Below are 17,748 nucleotides of genomic sequence, written 5' to 3'. Positions count from 1 at the left end.
TCTGTCTTCGTTGGTGAACCGAATGTAGGCAGGCCGCGTGAGCCGGCGCGCGCTTGCGCGCCATTCGGCGTTTTGTGCGCGTTTCGGAGAGTTCTGCGCGTTCTGCGCACCTTGCTTTCCGGCCGCGGAATACCGACAATCAGGCGGATGCCCGTTCGTTTCCGCAAGATCAGCACCCAGATCTTCCTGGCCCAGCTGGTGATCCTCGCCGTCTCGATGGCGGTGGGGTTCGTGCTGTTCACGCAGGAGGCGCGCAGCAACCTCGACCACGAGTACCAGGCTCGGGCGGCGGCGATCGCGCAGACGTTCGCGCAGATCCCCACGGTGCGCGGCTGCATGGGGTCGAGTCCGGTGAGCACGGGGTGCTCCGCGACGATGCAGCACCTGGCCACGTCCACCGCCGACAGCACCGGGGCATCCTTCGTGGTGGTGATCGGCTTGGACCGCGTGCGCTACACCCACCCGGATCCGGCGCTCATCGGACAGAAGGTGAGCGAGCCGATCGTGACCAAGGACGGCAAGGTGCACCTGCGCGTCGACCCCGGCGCCACCGGGGTCAGCGCCAACGCGCGGGTTCCCCTGTATGCGCCCGGCGGCGCGATGGCCGGCGAGGTCTCGGTGGGCATCCGCGAGAGCTCCGTGTCCAGCGAGCTGTTCGCGCAGCTGCCGACGTACGCCGCCTGGCTCGCGGTGGCCCTGGCGATCGGCGCGATCGGCTCCTGGCTCCTCGCGCGACGTATGAAGAAGCGCACCTTCGGGCTGGAACTCGATGAGATCGCCCACCTGCTCCAGGAGCGCGAGGCGACCCTGCACGGCATCCGCGAGGGGGTGATCGCGCTCGACCCCGACGGCCGCATCTCGGTCATCAACGACGAGGCGCGGCGTCTTCTCGGCCTGTCCGGCGTGCCGCTGCGCCGGCGCCTGAACGAGGCGCTGCCGCCCGGCCGGATCCGCGACGTCCTGCTGGATGAGGGAGGCGTCGAAGACGAGCTCGTCGTGACCGACGACTTCCGCCTCGTGGTGAGCCGGATGCCGGTCGTGCTGAACGGACGCCCGCACGGCAGCGTCGTCACCGTGCGCGACCGCACCGAGGTGGAGGCGCTCGCCGTGGAGCTGACCGGCACCCGGTCGCTCACCGAGTCGCTGCGCGCTCAGCAGCACGAGTTCTCCAACCGGATGCATGCGATCGCCGGGCTCCTCGAACTCGGACGCCTGCCCGAGGCGCTCAGCTACGTGCACGAGATCCGCGGGACGAGCGCGGACCTGGATGAGACTCTGCGGGCGCACATCGCCGCCCCGCAGCTGATCGGCCTGCTGCTGGGCAAGGCCGCCGAGGCGGGGGAGCGGGGCATCGACTTCGTCATCTCGCCGGACACCCTGGTCGGCGAGGTGCCCGAGCGCGTCCAGGCGCTGACCACGATCGTGGGCAACCTGGTCGACAACGCGTTCGACGCCGTCGCGGCGACCCCCGCCCCGCGGCGGGTGGAGCTGAGCATCGTGGAGTCGCCGGACGCGGTCGTCGTGCGCGTGGCCGACAGCGGGCCGGGGGTCGACGACGATGCGGCGCCCCACCTGTTCGAGGCGGGATTCACGACGAAGGCGGCCGATCTCGCCGGCCACAGCGGGATCGGGCTGGCCCTGGTGCACGCGGCGGCGACGCAGGCGGGCGGTTCGGTCGCGGTGACGACGGGGCCCGGTGCCGTCTTCACGGTCGTGCTGCCCCGGCCCGCCGCCCGGTTCACGACGGAGGAGTCATGAGCGATCCGGCAGAGTCATCCGCGGTGCGCATCCTGGTGGTCGACGACGACTTCCGCGTCGCCGCCGTGCACGCGGGCTTCGCCGCGCAGGTCCCCGGCTGCACGGTCGTCGGCGAGGCGCACACCGCCGCCGAGGCCCTCACCCGGATCGAGGCCGACCGCCCCGACCTGGTGCTGCTGGACCTGTACCTTCCGGACGGCAACGGCCTGGACCTCATCCGGGCGATGCGCGCCATGCCGGAGCCGCCCGACGTCATCGTCGTGTCCGCGGCCAACGACGTGGCATCCGTGCGGGCGAGCCTGCAGCTGGGCGCGGTGAACTATCTCGTGAAGCCGTTCTCCTTCGCCGACCTCTCGGCACGCCTGGTCGCGTACCGCGACGCCCGCGCGCGCATGGAGGAACTGCCCGGCGAGGCGACGCAGGCCGACATCGACCGCCTCTTCGGGATGCGTCGCCCGGCCGCCGTCCCGGGGCCGCCGGTGGAGGCATCCCGGCTGGCACCGACCCTGCGCCTGGTCTATGAGACCGTCGCGCGCGGCGAGGCCTCCTCGGCGAGCGAGGTCGGGGCGGTGGTCGGCATCAGCCGGGCCACGGCGCAGCGGTACCTCACCCAGCTCGAGCAGAGCGGGATGCTGCGGCTCGAGCTCCGGTACGGCGCCACCGGCCGCCCCGAGCACCGGTACTCCGTGCGGCGGGGCTGAGGAGCCGGCACCCCGCGAAGGCGGGACGGATGCCGCCGGTAGAATCGATTCTCGTGTCCGAAGAGGTTCCCCAGATCACACCCGAAGCGGTGTCCGAGGCCGTCGATGCCGCTCTCGCGGCGATCGCGTCCGCGGGCGACACCGCCCAGCTGAAGGCCGCCCGCGCGGCGCACACCGCCGAGGGCTCGACCCTCGCGCGCCTGAACGCGAGCATGCGTCAGGTCGCGCCCGAGCACAAGGCCGAGTTCGGCAAGCTCGTCGGCCAGGCGCGCGGCCGCGTGAACCAGGCCCTCGCCGCGCGCGAAGCCGAGCTCGAAGAGGCCGAGACCGCCGCCCGGCTGGAGGCCGAGCGCGTGGACATCACCGCCGTGGCATCCCGCGCGCGCACCGGCGCCCGGTTCCCGATCTCGCTCCTGCAGGAGGAGATCGCCGACATCTTCGTCGGCATGGGATGGGAGGTCGCCGAGGGGCCGGAGCTCGAGCACGAGTGGTTCAACTTCGACGCGCTGAACTTCGACGAGGACCACCCGGCCCGCCAGGAGCAGGACACCTTCTACGTGGCGCCGGCGTCCCGGCACCTGGTCATGCGCACGCACACCAGCCCGGTGCAGGTGCGCTCCATGCTCGACCGCGAGCTGCCGGTGTACGTCGTGTGCCCGGGGCGCGTCTACCGCACCGACGAGTTCGACGCGACCCACCTTCCCGTCTTCACCCAGGTCGAAGGTCTCGTCGTCGACAAGGGCATCACGATGGCCAACCTCAAGGGCACCCTCGACCACTTCGCGAAGGTGCTCTTCGGCCCGGAGGCGCGCACGCGCTTCCGCACCAACTTCTTCCCGTTCACCGAACCGTCCGCCGAGCTCGACCTGTGGCATCCGACCTTCAAGGGCGGCGCGCGCTGGATCGAGTGGGGCGGCTGCGGCATGGTGAACCCCAACGTCCTGCGCGCGGCCGGCATCGACCCCGAGGTGTACTCCGGGTTCGCGTTCGGCATGGGCATCGAGCGCACGCTCATGTTCCGCAGCGACGTCCAAGACATGCGCGACATGGCCGAGGGCGATGTCCGCTTCAGCGAGCAGTTCGGAATGGTGGTCTGATGCGCGTCCCGCTTTCGTGGTTGCGTGAGTTCGTCGACGTCCCGAAGGACGCGACCCCCGAGGACGTCCTGGCGGCGCTCGTCTCGGTGGGCTTCGAGGAGGAGGACGTCCACGGCTTCGAGATCACCGGTCCCGTCGTCGTCGGTCAGGTGGTCTCCGCCGAGCCGGAGCCGCAGAAGAACGGCAAGACGATCAACTGGTGCCAGGTCGACGTCGGCGAGGCGAACGGGGGAGTGCGCGGCATCGTGTGCGGCGCCCACAACTTCGGCCCCGGCGACAAGGTCGTGGTGACCCTGCCGGGCGCCGTACTGCCCGGCCCGTTCCCGATCGCCGCGCGCAAGACGTACGGGCACACCTCCGACGGCATGATCGCCTCGGCGCGCGAGCTGGGCCTCGGCGACGAGCACGACGGCATCCTGCGGCTGGTGGACCTCGGCATCGATGCGGAGGTCGGCAGCGACGCGATCGCGCTCCTCGGCCTCGACGACGTCGCGGTCGACATCAACGTCACGCCCGACCGCGGCTACGCGCTGTCGATCCGCGGCGTCGCCCGCGAGTACGCGCACGCGACCGGTGCCGCCTTCCACGATCCGGGCGTGCGCGCCCACGACGAGGTCGCCCCCGGCTCGGGCTTCCCGATCGCGGTGAACGACGACGCCCCCATCCGCGGTCGCGTCGGCGCGAGCGAGTTCGTCGTGCGCATCGTGCGCGACGTGGATGCCTCGGCTCCCACGCCGCCGTGGATGATCGCCCGGCTCGCGCTGGCCGGCGTCCGGTCGCTGGGCGTGCTGATCGACATCACCAACTACGTGATGCTCGAGCTCGGCCAGCCGATCCACGGCTACGACCTCGACAAGCTCACCGGCGGCATCACCGTGCGCCGCGCGGCGGCCGGCGAGAAGCTGACCACGCTCGACGGCCAGACGCGCACCCTGAACGTCGAGGATCTGCTCATCACCGACGAGTCCGGGCCGATCGGCCTGGCCGGAGTGATGGGCGGCGGCACCACCGAGATGTCCGCCGACACCCGCAACGTTCTCATCGAGGCGGCGACCTTCGAGACCGTGTCGATCGCGCGCACGGCCCGCCGGCACAAGCTGCCCTCGGAGGCGTCCCGCCGCTTCGAGCGCGGTGTCGACCCGGCCGTTCCCTTCGTCGCCGCCCGCCGCGTGGCCGACCTCATGGTCGAGCTCGCCGGAGGCACGCTCGACCCGGAGCTCGGGGCGGCTCTGTTCACCGAGACGACGCAGACCGCCATCGCGCTGCCGAAGCCGTTCGTCCCCGGCATCATCGGGGTCGACTACACGGATGCCGAGATCACCGGCGCCCTCGAGATGATCGGGTGCGACGTCGTGGATGCCGGCGACCAGTGGCAGGTCTTCGCGCCGAGCTGGCGCCCCGACCTCACCGACAAGTGGACGCTGGCCGAGGAGGTGTCGCGCATCCACGGTCTCGACCGCATTCCCTCGGTGCTGCCGACGCCGCCGTCCGGACGGGGGCACACCGCCGCGCAGCGCGCCCGGCGCCGCGTCGCGAACGCGCTCGCCGCGGCCGGCTACGTCGAGACGCCGTCGTTCCCGTTCACCACGGCGGAGCAGAACAGCCTGCACGGTTCCGCATCCGGGGAGGACCTCCCCTCGGTGGAGCTGGCGAACCCGATCGACGGGCAGACGCGGTTCCTGCGTCGCTCGCTCCTCCCGGGCCTGCTGCAGACCGCGCACCGCAACCTGTCGCGCGGCTTCACCGACCTGGCCGTGTTCGAGCTCGGCTCGGTGTTCCTCCCGGCTCCGGGCGTCGAGTACGGCACCGACTTCGTGCCGCCGCTCGCCGAGCGTCCGGATGCCGAGACCCTCGCCGTGCTGAACGCCTCGATCCCGCCGCAGTCCCGGTTCGTCTCGGTGCTCGTCACCGGCCAGGCCGTCCCGAAGCAGCCGGGACAGGCGGCGGTGCCCGCCGGGCTCGGCGACGTGCTCGGCGCGGTGGAGACGATCGCCTCGGCGGCGGGCGTCGCCGTCCGGGTGGAGCAGACGCGTCGCGCCGCCCTGCACCCGGGTCGTGCCGGGGTCGTCCTCGCCGGCGACGTCGAGGTGGGTTACCTCGGCGAGGTGCTGCCGGCGGTGTCGGCCGACGCCGACCTGCCCGGTCGCGTGTACGTCGCCGAGCTCGACCTCGACGCGCTCACCGATCTGGCGGGGCAGCGCGTCACGGCGGCCTCCCTGTCGACGTTCCCGGCAGCCACGCAGGACGTCTCCCTCATCGTCAAGGCAGACCTTCCCGCCGCCGATGTCGCCGCCGCCCTGCGCGAGGGCGCCGGCGACCTCCTGGAGTCGCTGCGGCTCGTCGACGACTACCGCGGCGCCGGCGTGCCCGACGACTCCAAGAGCCTCACCTTCGCGCTGCGCTTCCGCGCCGAGGACCGCACCCTCACCGCCGCCGAGGCGACCGAGGCGAAGCTCGGCGGCGTCGCGGTCGCGACCGACCGGTTCGGCGCCACTCTGCGCGAGTAGGCCCTTCAGTCTGCTCATGGGCGCCCCGCGTACCGTGGCGCCCATGAGCGAGACCCTGCAGCTGACGGCTCCCGACGGGACCGACTTCGACGTGTACATGGCCGAGCCGGAGGGGACGCCGAAGGCCGCCCTCGTGCTCGTGCACGAGATCTGGGGACTGCAACCCCACATCCGCGAGGTCGCCGACCGCTTCGCCGCCGACGGCTACCTGGTGGCCGCGCCCGACATCCTCAGCTGCGCCGGCATCGCGCCCGACCTGGGGGAGGAGCTCTTCACCCTCATGCACCACCCCGACGAGGAGGTGCGGGTGGCCGCGCAGCCGCGTCTGCGCGACGCGCTCACCGAGGCGCGATCCCCGGGGTACGCCGGCTGGGCGACGAGCGCGCTCGTCAGCACCGTGGACCGACTTGCCGCGCAGCCGGGAGTCGCCGGCCGCATCGGTGCTGTCGGCTTCTGCTTCGGCGGCACCTACACGTTCCTCCTCGCCGCCGCCGACGACCGTGTCCGAGCCGCCGTCCCGTTCTACGGGCACGCCCCGACGCCCGACCGGCTCGCCGGCATCCACTGCCCGGTGCTCGGCCTCTACGGCCAGAACGACGCCGCGCTCGTGGAGGGGCTGCCCGAGCTGCGCGAGCAGATGGCCGATGCGGGCGTCCGGTTCGAAGACGTGGTCTATCCGAATGCCGGCCACGCCTTCTTCAACGACGCCGGTCCCCGCTACGTGGAGGCGGCGGCGCAGGACTCCTGGGACCGCGTGCGCGCCTTTCTCCCCGCGAACCTCGGATGACGACCCGCGTCATCCGGATTTGCGGATGCCGCCCGCCGCCCGATAGCCTCGCCCCATGTCCTCGGCCGTCGCCAACCTCGAGCAGCTCCGCGTGAGCCTCGGTGGCGCGCGCCGACGCCCGGGTCAGCGCCGACTTTAGGCGACCCTGCCACGCGCCTCTTCCGCGCGCGCAGCGGGCGTCGCCGCCTACGCCCGACTGACCTGGAAACTAAGGTGGAACCATGCCCTATTCGGTCGCCGTCTCCGGCGCCTCCGGCTATGCCGGCGGCGAGCTGCTGCGCGTCCTCGCCGGCCATCCCGACATCGAGATCCGCACCGTCACCGCGCACTCGAACGCCGGTGACCCGCTCGTCGCCCATCAACCGCACCTGCGCTCCCTCGCGCACCTCACGCTTCAGCCGACGACGCCCGAGATCCTCGCGGGCCACGACATCGTCTTCCTCGCCCTGCCGCACGGCCAGTCGGGCCAGTACACCGACGCACTCGGCGACGTGCCGCTGGTCATCGACGCCGGCGCCGATCACCGGCTGACCTCGCCGGATGCCTGGGACGCCTTCTACGGCGGCGCGTTCCACGAGCCGTGGACCTACGGCGTGCCCGAACTCCCGGTCGCGGGCGGCAAGCAGCGTGACGCACTCGTCGGGGCGTCCCGGATCGCCGCGCCCGGCTGCAACGCGTCCACGGTGAGCCTGAGCCTCGCGCCCGGGGTCGCCGCCGGCGTCATCGACCCGGGCGACATCGTCACGGTGCTCGCGGTCGGCCCGTCCGGTGCGGGCAAGAGCCTGAAAACGCACCTGCTCGGCAGCGAGCTGCTGGGCTCCGCCAACCCCTATGCGGTCGGCGGCACCCACCGGCACATCCCCGAGATCAAGCAGGCGCTGGCCGGGGCATCCGGCCCTTCGACAGGCTCAGGCCCTTCGACAGGCTCAGGGACCGAGTTGAACGGTATCCACGTCTCGTTCACGCCGGTGATCGTGCCCATGGCGCGCGGCATCCTCGCCACCAGCACCGCCCCGATCGTCCCCGGCGTCACCGACGAGCAGATCCGGCAGGCGTGGGAGGACGCCTATGCCGGGGAGACGTTCGTGCAGGTGCTTCCGGCCGGCCAGGTGCCGCGCACCGCCGACGTGCTCGGCGCGAACACCGCGCTGCTCGGCCTCGCGATCGACCGCGACGCCAACCGCGTGGTCGTGGTCGCCGCCGTCGACAACCTCGTCAAGGGCACCGCCGGTGCCGCCGTCCAGTCCATGAACATCGCGCTCGGTCTGCCCGAGGACCGCGCACTCACCGTGAACGGAGTCGCGCCGTGAGCGTCACCGCACCCCAGGGATTCGCCGCGGCCGGGGTCGCCGCCGGCCTCAAGTCGACCGGCAAGCCGGATGTCGCCGTGGTCGTCAACCGCGGGCCGCGCAAGGTCGGTGCGGCGGTGTTCACCAGCAACCGCGCGCAGGCGAACCCGATCATCTGGTCGCGGCAGGCCATCCAGGACGGCATCGTCGAGGCGGTCGTGCTCAACTCCGGCGGCGCGAACTGCTTCACCGGCACGTTCGGGTTCCAGACCACCCACCAGACCGCCGAGAAGGCCGCCGAGCTCCTCGGCGTCAGCGCCGGAGACGTCCTGGTGTGCTCCACCGGCCTCATCGGGTCGGGCGACGAGGTGTTCCGCGGCAAGGTGCTCGCCGGCACCGCCGATGCCATCGCACAGCTGAGCGAGGACGGCGGCGACGCCGCCGCGGCCGCGATCATGACCACCGACACGCGCCCCAAGACGGCCGTCCGCACCGGCGACGGCTGGACGATCGGCGGCATCGCCAAGGGCGCGGGCATGCTCGCCCCGGGCCTGGCGACCATGCTCGTGGTGATCACCACCGACGCCGACCTCGACGCGGAGCAGGCGGATGCCGCCCTGCGCGCGGCGACCGGTCGCACCTTCGACCGGCTCGACTCCGACGGCTGCATGTCGACCAACGACCAGGTGACGCTGCTGGCCAACGCCGCGTCCGGCATCCGGCCCGACCTCGACGCCTTCGCGGCATCCCTCGCCGATCTCTGCCGCGACCTCGCCGAGCAGCTGCAGCAGGATGCCGAGGGCGCCGGCCACGACGTCACCATCGAGGTGGCGAACGCGGCCTCCGAGTCCGACGCGGTCGAGGTGGGCCGCTCGGTCGCCCGCAACAACCTGTTCAAGGCGGCGATCTTCGGCAACGACCCGAACTGGGGCCGCGTGCTCGCCGCGATCGGCACCACGACGGCGGAGTTCGACCCGTACGACACCGACGTCTGGATGAACGGCGTGCGCGTGTGTACGGCCGGCGGCCCGGACCGCCCGCGCGAGGACGTCGACCTCACCCCGCGCGCCACGCACGTGCTCATCGACCTCAAGGTCGGGACCGCGACGGCGACCATCCTCACCAACGACCTCACCCACGACTACGTTCACGAGAACAGCGCATATTCGTCATGATCCACGCTCCGCTGCAAGACACCGACCCTGCGGAGGCCTCCAAGAAGGCCGCCATGCTCATCGAATCGCTGCCCTGGCTCAAGCGCTTCCGCGATCAGATCATCGTGATCAAGTACGGCGGTAACGCCATGGTGTCCGATGAGCTGCAGGACGCCTTCGCCGAGGACATCGCCTACCTCCGCTACGTCGGCGTGAAGCCCGTCGTGGTGCACGGCGGCGGCCCGCAGATCTCCGACATGCTCGACCGGCTCGCGATCCCGAGCGAGTTCAAGGGCGGCTACCGGGTGACCAGCACCGAGGCGATCACCGTGGTGCGCATGGTGCTGACGGGCCAGATCAATCCGCAGCTGGTCGCCAAGATCAACGCGCACGGACCCCTCGCGATGGGCCTCAGCGGCGAGGATGCCGGCCTGTTCGGCGGTCGTCAGCGCGGCGTGCTGGTCAACGGCGTCGAGCAGGACCTCGGCCGCGTGGGCGACATCGTCAGCGTCGACCCGCAGCACGTCCTCGACCAGCTCGAGGCGGGCCGCATCCCGGTGGTGTCCTCGATCGCCCCCGACCTCGACAATCCGGGTCACTCCCTGAACGTGAACGCGGATGCCGCGGCATCCGCGCTGGCGGTCGCGCTCCGCGCCGAGAAGCTCGTCATCCTCACCGATGTCCCGGGCCTGTACGCCGACTGGCCCGACCGCTCCTCGCTCGTGTCGCACCTGACGGCCGCCGAGCTGCGGGAGCTGCTGCCCAGCCTCGAGTCCGGCATGATCCCGAAGATGCGGGCGTGCCTGGACGCCGTCGACGGCGGGGTCGAGACCGCCGCGATCATCGACGGCCGGGTGCCGCACTCGGTGCTCGTGGAGATCTTCACCGAGAACGGCATCGGAACGGAAGTGGTCGCATGACCGGCACGACCTGGCGCGACGACGTCGCACGCGACCTGATCAAGAACGTCGGCCCCCGGATGGAGCTGTTCGTCCGCGGCGAGGGCGCCCACATGTGGGATGCCGAAGGTCGTCGCTACCTCGACTTCCTCGCCGGCATCGCCGTGAACTCGCTCGGGCACGCCCACCCCGTGTTCGTCGAGGCCGTCACCGCGCAGGCGGCGACCCTCGCGCACGTGTCCAACTACTTCGCGACGCCCCCGCAGCTCGCGCTCGCCGCACGTCTGAAGCGTCTCGCCGGGACGGGCGAGACCGGTCGCGTGTACTTCGCGAACTCGGGCGCCGAGGCGAACGAGGCCGCGTTCAAGCTGGCCCGCCTGCACGGCGGGGCCGAGCGTCCGCGCATCCTCGCGCTGCACGGAGCGTTCCACGGTCGCACCATGGGCACCCTCGCGCTCACCGGCAAGCCGGCGATGCGGGCCCCCTTCGAGCCGATGCCCGCGGGCGTGGAGCACCTCGAGTCCACGATCGAGGCGCTCGAGGCCGCGATGGGCGACGACGTCGCCGCCGTGTTCGTCGAGCCCATCAAGGGAGAGGCCGGCGTCGTCGACCTTCCGGTCGGGTACCTCGAGGCGGCGCGGGAACTGACCACCCGTCACGGGGCGCTGCTGATCGTCGACGAGATCCAGACGGGCGCCGGCCGCACCGGGGCCTGGTTCGGGTTCCAGCCATCCGGCATCACGCCCGACGCGATCACGGTCGCCAAGGGCATCGGCGGCGGATTCCCGGTGGGGGCCCTCATCACGTTCGGCGCCGCGAGCGACCTCTTCTATCCGGGAACGCACGGATCGACGTTCGGCGGCAACCCGCTGGCGGCGGCTGTCGCCGTCGCGGTGCTCGGCGAGATCGAGGCATCCGACCTGCCCGCGAACGCCACCCTGCGCGGCGCGCAGATCCGGCAGGCGGTCGCCGAGCTCGGATCCCCGCTCGTCGCCGGCACGAGCGGCCGGGGCCTGCTCATCGGCGTCCAGCTGACCGCCCCGGTCGCGAACGACGTGGTCGCCGCCGCCCAGGAGCGCGGCCTCATCGTCAATGCCGCCAACGAGAGCACCATCCGCATCGCCCCGCCGCTGAACATCGGAGACACCGAGATCGCCGAGTTCCAGCCCCTGTTCGCCGAAAGTCTCGCCGCCGTCGCGGCACTGTCCCCGGAGGTTTCCGCATGACCCGCCACCTGCTGCGTGACGACGATCTGACCCCCGCCGAGCAGGCCGAGATCCTGCAGCTGGCCGCCGAGCTGAAAGCCGACCGCTGGGGCCGCAAGCCCCTCGCCGGCCCGCAGACGGTCGCCGTGATCTTCGACAAGTCCTCGACGCGCACCCGCGTCTCGTTCGCGGTCGGCATCGCCGACCTGGGCGGCTCGCCGCTGATCATCTCCACCGCCAACAGTCAGCTCGGCGGCAAGGAGACCCCGAGCGACACCGCCCGCGTGCTCGAGCGGATGACGGCGGCCATCGTGTGGCGCACGTACGCGCAGGCCGGCCTCGAGGAGATGGCGCGCGGCACGACCATCCCCGTCGTGAACGCGCTCAGCGACGACTTCCACCCGTGTCAGCTGCTGGCCGACCTGTTCACGATCCGCGAGCACAAGGGCGACCTGGCCGGACTGACGGTCACCTTCTACGGCGACGGGAAGTCCAACATGGCACACTCGTTCGTGCTGGCCGGCGCGATCGCCGGGATGCACGTGCGGGTGGCGTCGCCGGAGTCGTACGCCCCGAGGGAGGACGTCGTCGCCGACGCGCACCGCATCGCCGCCCAGACCGGCGGGTCGCTGACCCTCCTCAGCGACCCGGAGGCCGCGGCCGAGGGGGCGGACGTCATCGTCACCGACACGTGGGTCTCGATGGGCAAGGAGGACGAGAAGCAGCACCGCCTGCTCTCGCTCGGCAGCTACAAGGTGACAAGCGACATCATGGCCCGCGCGGCCTCCGACGCGATCTTCCTGCACTGCCTGCCCGCCGACCGCGGGTACGAGGTCGACGCAGAGGTCATCGACGGTCCGCAGTCGGTCGTCTGGGACGAGGCGGAGAACCGTCTGCACGCGCAGAAGGCGCTGCTGGTGTGGCTCCTCGCGAAGCAGGAAGAGGCAGCATGAGCACTCCGCACGGCACCAACGAGGGCTCGCTCTGGGGCGGGCGCTTCGCGTCCGGTCCGTCGCCCGAGCTCCAGGCGCTGAGCCGCTCCACGCACTTCGACTGGACCCTGGCGCTGTATGACATCGCCGGGTCGCACGCGCACGCGAAGGCGCTCGAGGCGGCCGGGTTCCTGGATGCCGCCGAGGCCGAGGCGATGCATGCCGGCCTCGACCGGCTCGCCGAGCGGATCGTCGACGGCACCCTCGTCGCTCAGCCGGGCGATGAAGACGTGCACGGCGCGCTCGAGCAGGCGCTCATCGCCGAGGTCGGTGCCGAGCTCGGCGGCAAGCTGCGCGCCGGCCGCAGCCGCAACGACCAGATCGCGACCCTGGTGCGCATGTACCTGCTCGATCACTCGCGCACCATCGCGCGCGATGTGCTGCGGGTGATCGATGCGATCGTCGCCCAGGCGGAGGCGCACCCCGACGCGATCATGCCGGGGCGCACGCACCTGCAGTCCGCCCAGCCGATCCTGCTCGCGCATCACCTGCAGGCGCATGCGTGGCCGCTGGTGCGCGACCTGGAGCGGCTGCGCGACTGGTCCGCGCGGGCGTCCGTGTCGCCGTACGGCGGGGGAGCGCTCGCCGGCTCGTCGCTCGGTCTCGACCCCGCGCTGGTCGCGCGCGAACTCGGTCTCGCCGGCCCCGCCGAGAACTCGATCGACGGCACCGCCGCGCGCGACGTCGTCGCCGAGTTCGCGTACATCGCGGCGCAGATCGGCATCGACGTCTCCCGGTTCGCCGAGGACGTCATCATCTGGAACACGCGGGAGTTCGGCTTCGTCACCCTGGACGACGGCTTCTCCACCGGTTCCAGCATCATGCCGCAGAAGAAGAACCCGGACATCGCCGAACTGGCGCGCGGCAAGGCCGGTCGCGTGGTCGGCAACCTCACCGGGCTCCTCACCACGCTCAAGGGCCTGCCCCTCGCGTACAACCGTGATCTGCAGGAGGACAAGGAGCCGGTCTTCGACTCGGTCACGACGCTCGAGGTGCTTCTGCCGGCGTTCGCCGGAATGGTGGCGACGATGCGCTTCGACACCGAGCGCATGGCCGCGCGTGCACCGGAGGGCTTCTCGCTCGCGACCGACGTGGCGGACTGGCTGGTGCGCCGGGGCATCCCGTTCCGCGACGCGCACGAGATCTCGGGCGCGCTCGTGCAGGCGTGCGAAGAGCGCGGCATCGGCCTGGCGGATGCGTCGGACGAGCTGTTCGCCCAGGTCTCGCCGCTGCTGGACCCCGCGGTGCGCGAGGTACTCACGATCGAGGGGTCGGTCGCGTCCCGCGCCGGCGTCGGCGGGACCGCCCCGCTCCGCGTCGCCGAGCAGCGCACCGAACTCATCGCCCGGTCGCAGGCCGTCGCGCACGCCCTCGGTCTCTAATATTCTCGACTCGATAAGATAAACACTTATCAACTGCGAATATCAGTGATACCCTGATGTCATGATCGCGGTCACCGCCGACATCATCGGCTCCCGGGCACTCGCGGACCGCGCGTCCGCGCAGCGCGCGCTCGAGGCCGCCGTCACGCGGGTCGAGACCGATCTGCCCGTGGTTGAGCGGCCGCTGCGGCCGACGGTCGGCGACGAGCAGCAGGGCGTGTATCCGACGCTCGAAGCGGCGCTCGGGTCACTCCTGCTGCTGCGCCTGGCGCTGCCCGACGGCATCGAGTGCCGCTACGGCGTGGGGATCGGGCCGATCGGCGCGGTCGCGTCCCGGGCGGCCGCCACCGGCGAGATCCCGGAGGGCCCCGGCTGGTGGGCGGCCCGCGAGGCGATCGACCACGTGCACGGCCTGCAGAAGCGCACCGTGCCCGGGGCGCGCACCTGGGTGGTGGCGCACGAGTCCGAGCCGGATGCCGTGCACGCCGCGGCGCGCCGGGCCAACGCGTATCTGCTGGCACGCGACCAGCTCGTCTCGGACATGACCGCGCGCGCTCGCCGGCTGACGTACGGGCGCTGCCTCGGCCGCACGCAGCGGGAGCTGGCGGACTCCGAGCAGATCACGCAGTCCGCGGTCTCGCAGACGCTCGCGGCATCCGGCTCCGCCGCGGTCGTCGAGGGATTCCGGCTGCTCGGCGTGTCCTGACGCGCGCGATCAGAACATCGCGAGGCGGACGAGCCCGCCGACCACGCACGCCCACAGCAGGCTCGCGAGCGTGCCGATGATGAACCGCTCCCGCGCGTCGGCGGAGGCGAGCTCCGAGAACCGGCCGATGCCCTTGATCGCCACGACCACGGCGATCGCCTCCGGATAGCCGGCGATGATCGAGATCACCACGGCGATCCGCTCGAGGTAGCCGATGACCGTGCCGCCGCGCATCAGGGCGCGCGTCCCCTCCTCCTCGCCGTCGTCGCCCTCGACGGGGACGAGGATGCCGCCGTCCTCCGTCTCGCGCACCCGGCCGCCGGTGGCGACCTCGAGGACGCGTCGCGTCACCGGGTTGCCTCCCACCACCGCGACGGCGGTGCCGAGGACGGCGAGGATCATCCCGAACAGATTCGGGATCTTCACCGGCGAGAGCGCCACCACGATGAGGGCCAGCAGCACCAGGCCGCCGGCGATCAGCAACGGCAGCGTCATCGGTCGCTGCAGACTCACGATGCTCAGCACCAGGGCCCCGCAGAGCACGACGAACAGGAAGATGGCCAGTATCGCCGCGAGGAACGGCTCGGCGCCCAGGGACAGCATGCCGCTCAGTCTTCCACGGGCCTCCGACGTCGACGGGGCGCCGCACCGCCCGCTGATAGCCTGAAACGCGTGACCGAAACCCTCCCTCGCGCCCTCGCGCCCGCCAACGATCCCGCGTTCGAGAACGTGTGGGACGAACTGGTGTATCGCGGACTGGTGCACGTGTCCACGGATGCCGAGGCGCTGCGCGCCGCGCTCGGAGGAGAGCCGATCACGTACTACTGCGGGTTCGACCCGACGGCGCCGAGCCTGCACCTGGGAAACCTCGTGCAGCTGCTGCTGCTGCGCCGGATCCAGCTCGCCGGTCACAAGCCCCTCGGGCTCGTCGGCGGCTCGACGGGCCTCATCGGCGACCCTCGTCCCACCGCGGAGCGCACCCTGAACACCCGCGAGACGGTGGCCGAGTGGGTCGCGCGCCTGCGCGCCCAGGTCGAGCGCTTCCTGAGCTTCGACGGCGACAACGCGGCCCGCCTCGTGAACAACCTCGACTGGACCGCCCCGCTGTCGGCGATCGACTTCCTCCGCGAGATCGGCAAGCACTACCGCGTGGGCACCATGCTCAAGAAGGACGCCGTCGCGGCGCGGCTCAATTCGGACGCGGGCATCAGCTACACCGAGTTCAGCTACCAGATCCTGCAGGGGCTGGACTACCTCGAGCTGTACCGCCAGTACGACTGCACGCTGCAGACCGGCGGCTCCGACCAGTGGGGCAACCTCACCAGCGGCACCGACCTCATCCATCGCGTCGAGGGCCGGTCCGTGCACGCGATCGGCACGCCGCTGATCACCAACAGCGACGGCACGAAGTTCGGCAAGAGCGAGGGCAACGCCATCTGGCTCGACGCCGAGATGTGCAGCCCGTACCGCATGTACCAGTTCTGGCTCGGCACCGCCGACGCCGACGTGGCCGCCCGGCTGAAGATCTTCACGTTCCTCACGCGAGCGGAGATCGAGGAGTACGAGCACCTCGTCGAGACCGAGCCGTTCCGCCGCGCCGCGCAGAAGCGCCTCGCGCTCGAGGTGTGCACCACCGTGCACGGTCTCGAGGCCACGCAGGCCGTGATCGCGGCATCCGAGGCGCTGTTCGGCAAGGGCGACCTGTCGACGCTGGATGCCGCGACCCTGCGCTCCGCGCTCGAGGAGCTGCCGAACGCGACGGTCGCCGGCGGCACGCCCGTGGTCGATGCGCTGGTTGCGACCGACCTGGTGTCCAGCGTCAGCGAGGCCCGACGCGCGATCGCGCAGGGCGGCGTGACGCTCGACGGTCAGAAGGTCGACTCCGACGACGCGGTCGTCACGGGCGCGCTGCCGGGCGGTGTGTCCGTGCTGCGCCGCGGCAAGAAGACCCTCGCGGGGGTGTTCGTCGCCTGACCGGCGATCGCCTCGCGATCCGCCAGGATGTGAGTTGTGCCGTTCACGCCCAGCCACGCCATCGTCGCCCTCCCGTTCATCCGCACGCCGCTGCCGGCGGCCGCCGTGGCGATGGGGGCGATGGCACCCGACCTTCCGCTGTTCGTCCGGGCGTACCCGGAGGACTACGGGATGACCCACAGCTTCACGTGGCTGCCGGTCACGGTGCTCACGGCCCTCGGCCTGCTGCTGCTGTGGCGCTGCGTGCTGCGCCCCGCGACCCGGGAGCTCACGCCGACCTGGCTGGCGTCGCGCCTGCCGGGGGAGTGGGATGCCGGAGCGGCCTCCGGGTTCCGGGAGACCTTCGCCCGACGCGGAGCCGCGGCCCCGTCGGTGATCGGCACGCTGCTGCTGGTCATCGCCCTCGCGATCGGCGTCGCGTCGCACATCGTGTGGGACTCGTTCACGCACGAAGGGCGCTGGGGCATGACCGCGCTCGACCTGGCCGTGTCGTGGGGACCGCTTCCCGCCTACAAGTGGCTGCAGTACGGCTCGAGCATCCTCGGACTGGTGGTCCTCGCCGTCTGGGCGACGCTCTGGCTGCGGCGCCGCAGGCCGGCCTCGGTCACCCGGGTGCTTCCGGCGTGGATCCGCTGGTCGTGGTGGATCGCGCTTCCCGTCCTCCTGGTCGGTGCGGCCGCGATCGGGTATGCGCACTGGGGACCGTTCACCTCGGAGTTCACCCCTCAGCACCTCGGCTATCGGGTGCTCCCGCGGGCGAGCGCGGTGTGGGCGGGACTGGGTGTTCTGCTCGCACTGGTCGTCCCGATCGCGCGGCGCCTGCGGGCCTGATCCCGGGCCCGGAGCGGGTGGCGGCACCGTCAGTCCCGGTCAGCGCACGGATCCGTGGCAGCGACACGCCCGGGGTGCGGCCCGGATTCGCCGGGTCCGCGGGATCCACGTAAAGTATTACTTGTTCGCCCCAAAGGGTAGAGCGAAGAGCCGGAAGGCCCGCTCCCCTCAAGTTGCGAACACGATCCCCTCACAGAAGAGCAGGCCTGCGGGTCTGGTCAGATGTGGGGCTCGTTCGTCTTCCGTCAGACGGAAGCGGGACGCGACGAAGTCGCGACACGCCGAGTTTGACAAACGAAATCGGGCGAGTTTAGGATAGAGAAGTTGCCCCGGAGGGAAGCGACCAGTCAGGTCGCGGACGCCGGGTGCATCCGATCCTTGAGAACTCAACAGCGTGCACTTGTCAAATGCCAAATAACCTCGTCCAACCGTTTTTCGGTTGGTGAGATTCCTTTGGATCAATTCA

The 17,748-nt window shown here is 71.4% G+C and carries 16 protein-coding genes; 14 read left to right on the top strand and 2 right to left on the bottom strand.

Features of this window, described 5'->3' with window-relative positions:
- The first annotated feature begins 147 nt into the window (after positions 1-147).
- The 12 genes from LK09_RS15980 to LK09_RS15925 all read left to right on the top strand — a co-directional run bounded on the left by LK09_RS15980 (position 148) and on the right by LK09_RS15925 (position 14,477).
- Positions 148-1,758 carry a sensor histidine kinase gene (locus LK09_RS15980; protein WP_039401748.1) on the top strand — a complete coding sequence of 537 codons (1,611 nt, stop codon included), beginning with the start codon at positions 148-150 and terminating at the stop codon, positions 1,756-1,758.
- Positions 1,755-2,459, top strand: coding sequence for a response regulator (locus LK09_RS15975; protein ID WP_039401745.1), 705 nt, complete (start codon positions 1,755-1,757; stop codon positions 2,457-2,459). The genes LK09_RS15980 and LK09_RS15975 overlap by 4 nt, the downstream gene beginning before the upstream one ends.
- Positions 2,460-2,488: 29 nt before the next feature.
- On the top strand, positions 2,489-3,556 hold the full coding sequence (pheS, locus tag LK09_RS15970; protein ID WP_039401743.1) for a phenylalanine--tRNA ligase subunit alpha: 1,068 nt from the start codon (positions 2,489-2,491) through the stop codon (positions 3,554-3,556).
- A complete protein-coding gene (pheT, locus tag LK09_RS15965; RefSeq protein ID WP_039401740.1) occupies positions 3,556-6,063 on the top strand; it encodes a phenylalanine--tRNA ligase subunit beta in 2,508 nt (835 codons plus the stop codon). The genes pheS and pheT overlap by 1 nt, the downstream gene beginning before the upstream one ends.
- A gap of 43 nt (positions 6,064-6,106) precedes the next feature.
- On the top strand, positions 6,107-6,850 hold the full coding sequence (locus tag LK09_RS15960) for a dienelactone hydrolase family protein (RefSeq protein ID WP_052226916.1): 744 nt from the start codon (positions 6,107-6,109) through the stop codon (positions 6,848-6,850).
- Positions 6,851-7,071: 221 nt separating this feature from the next.
- A complete protein-coding gene (argC, locus tag LK09_RS15955; RefSeq protein ID WP_039401738.1) occupies positions 7,072-8,160 on the top strand; it encodes an N-acetyl-gamma-glutamyl-phosphate reductase in 1,089 nt (362 codons plus the stop codon).
- Positions 8,157-9,314, top strand: a complete 1,158-nt coding sequence (argJ, locus tag LK09_RS15950) for a bifunctional glutamate N-acetyltransferase/amino-acid acetyltransferase ArgJ (protein WP_039401736.1) — start codon at positions 8,157-8,159, stop codon at positions 9,312-9,314. Before argC ends, argJ begins: the two co-directional genes overlap by 4 nt.
- A complete protein-coding gene (argB, locus tag LK09_RS15945) occupies positions 9,311-10,213 on the top strand; it encodes an acetylglutamate kinase (RefSeq protein WP_039401733.1) in 903 nt (300 codons plus the stop codon). The genes argJ and argB overlap by 4 nt, the downstream gene beginning before the upstream one ends.
- Positions 10,210-11,418, top strand: coding sequence for an acetylornithine transaminase (locus LK09_RS15940; RefSeq protein WP_039401731.1), 1,209 nt, complete (start codon positions 10,210-10,212; stop codon positions 11,416-11,418). The genes argB and LK09_RS15940 overlap by 4 nt, the downstream gene beginning before the upstream one ends.
- Positions 11,415-12,350: an ornithine carbamoyltransferase gene (gene argF / locus LK09_RS15935; protein WP_039401729.1), complete on the top strand. Its 936-nt coding sequence runs from the start codon at positions 11,415-11,417 to the stop codon at positions 12,348-12,350. The genes LK09_RS15940 and argF overlap by 4 nt, the downstream gene beginning before the upstream one ends.
- Positions 12,347-13,771, top strand: coding sequence for an argininosuccinate lyase (gene argH, locus LK09_RS15930; protein ID WP_039401725.1), 1,425 nt, complete (start codon positions 12,347-12,349; stop codon positions 13,769-13,771). The genes argF and argH overlap by 4 nt, the downstream gene beginning before the upstream one ends.
- Before the next feature lie 61 nt (positions 13,772-13,832).
- Positions 13,833-14,477, top strand: coding sequence for a SatD family protein (locus LK09_RS15925; protein ID WP_039401722.1), 645 nt, complete (start codon positions 13,833-13,835; stop codon positions 14,475-14,477).
- 9 nt (positions 14,478-14,486) lie between these two features.
- Here the strand turns inward: LK09_RS15925 and LK09_RS15920 are convergent, their stop codons facing one another.
- Entirely contained in the window at positions 14,487-15,080 is a 594-nt protein-coding gene (locus LK09_RS15920) for a hypothetical protein (RefSeq protein ID WP_039401721.1), read from the bottom strand.
- Between the two features lie 69 nt (positions 15,081-15,149).
- Here LK09_RS15920 and tyrS point away from each other — a divergent pair, with 69 nt between their 5' ends.
- Positions 15,150-16,451 carry a tyrosine--tRNA ligase gene (gene tyrS / locus LK09_RS15915; RefSeq protein WP_231563101.1) on the top strand — a complete coding sequence of 434 codons (1,302 nt, stop codon included), beginning with the start codon at positions 15,150-15,152 and terminating at the stop codon, positions 16,449-16,451.
- Positions 16,452-16,487: 36 nt separating this feature from the next.
- Positions 16,488-17,282, top strand: a complete 795-nt coding sequence (locus LK09_RS15910; RefSeq protein WP_039401718.1) for a DUF4184 family protein — start codon at positions 16,488-16,490, stop codon at positions 17,280-17,282.
- A gap of 168 nt (positions 17,283-17,450) precedes the next feature.
- Here the strand turns inward: LK09_RS15910 and LK09_RS22045 are convergent.
- A partial coding sequence (locus LK09_RS22045) for a hypothetical protein (protein ID WP_231563100.1) occupies positions 17,451-17,748 on the bottom strand: 298 nt, incomplete at its 5' end.

This window comes from Microbacterium mangrovi (assembly GCF_000802305.1).
GTDB classification, from domain to species: Bacteria; Actinomycetota; Actinomycetes; order Actinomycetales; family Microbacteriaceae; genus Microbacterium; species Microbacterium mangrovi.
This window is presented reverse-complemented; position numbering and strand designations above follow the sequence as displayed.

Excerpts from the sequence above, each read along its gene's own strand:
- LK09_RS15980 (WP_039401748.1), top strand. The coding sequence starts at position 148 with ATGCCCGTTCGTTTCCGCAAGATCAGCACCCAGATCTTCCTGGCCCAG.
- LK09_RS15975 (WP_039401745.1), top strand. The coding sequence starts at position 1,755 with ATGAGCGATCCGGCAGAGTCATCCGCGGTGCGCATCCTGGTGGTCGAC.
- pheS (WP_039401743.1), top strand. The coding sequence starts at position 2,489 with ATGCCGCCGGTAGAATCGATTCTCGTGTCCGAAGAGGTTCCCCAGATC.
- pheT (WP_039401740.1), top strand. The coding sequence starts at position 3,556 with ATGCGCGTCCCGCTTTCGTGGTTGCGTGAGTTCGTCGACGTCCCGAAG.
- LK09_RS15960 (WP_052226916.1), top strand. The coding sequence starts at position 6,107 with ATGAGCGAGACCCTGCAGCTGACGGCTCCCGACGGGACCGACTTCGAC.
- argC (WP_039401738.1), top strand. The coding sequence starts at position 7,072 with ATGCCCTATTCGGTCGCCGTCTCCGGCGCCTCCGGCTATGCCGGCGGC.
- argB (WP_039401733.1), top strand. The coding sequence starts at position 9,311 with ATGATCCACGCTCCGCTGCAAGACACCGACCCTGCGGAGGCCTCCAAG.
- LK09_RS15940 (WP_039401731.1), top strand. The coding sequence starts at position 10,210 with ATGACCGGCACGACCTGGCGCGACGACGTCGCACGCGACCTGATCAAG.
- argF (WP_039401729.1), top strand. The coding sequence starts at position 11,415 with ATGACCCGCCACCTGCTGCGTGACGACGATCTGACCCCCGCCGAGCAG.
- argH (WP_039401725.1), top strand. The coding sequence starts at position 12,347 with ATGAGCACTCCGCACGGCACCAACGAGGGCTCGCTCTGGGGCGGGCGC.
- LK09_RS15925 (WP_039401722.1), top strand. The coding sequence starts at position 13,833 with ATGATCGCGGTCACCGCCGACATCATCGGCTCCCGGGCACTCGCGGAC.
- LK09_RS15920 (WP_039401721.1), bottom strand. The coding sequence starts at position 15,080 with ATGCTGTCCCTGGGCGCCGAGCCGTTCCTCGCGGCGATACTGGCCATC.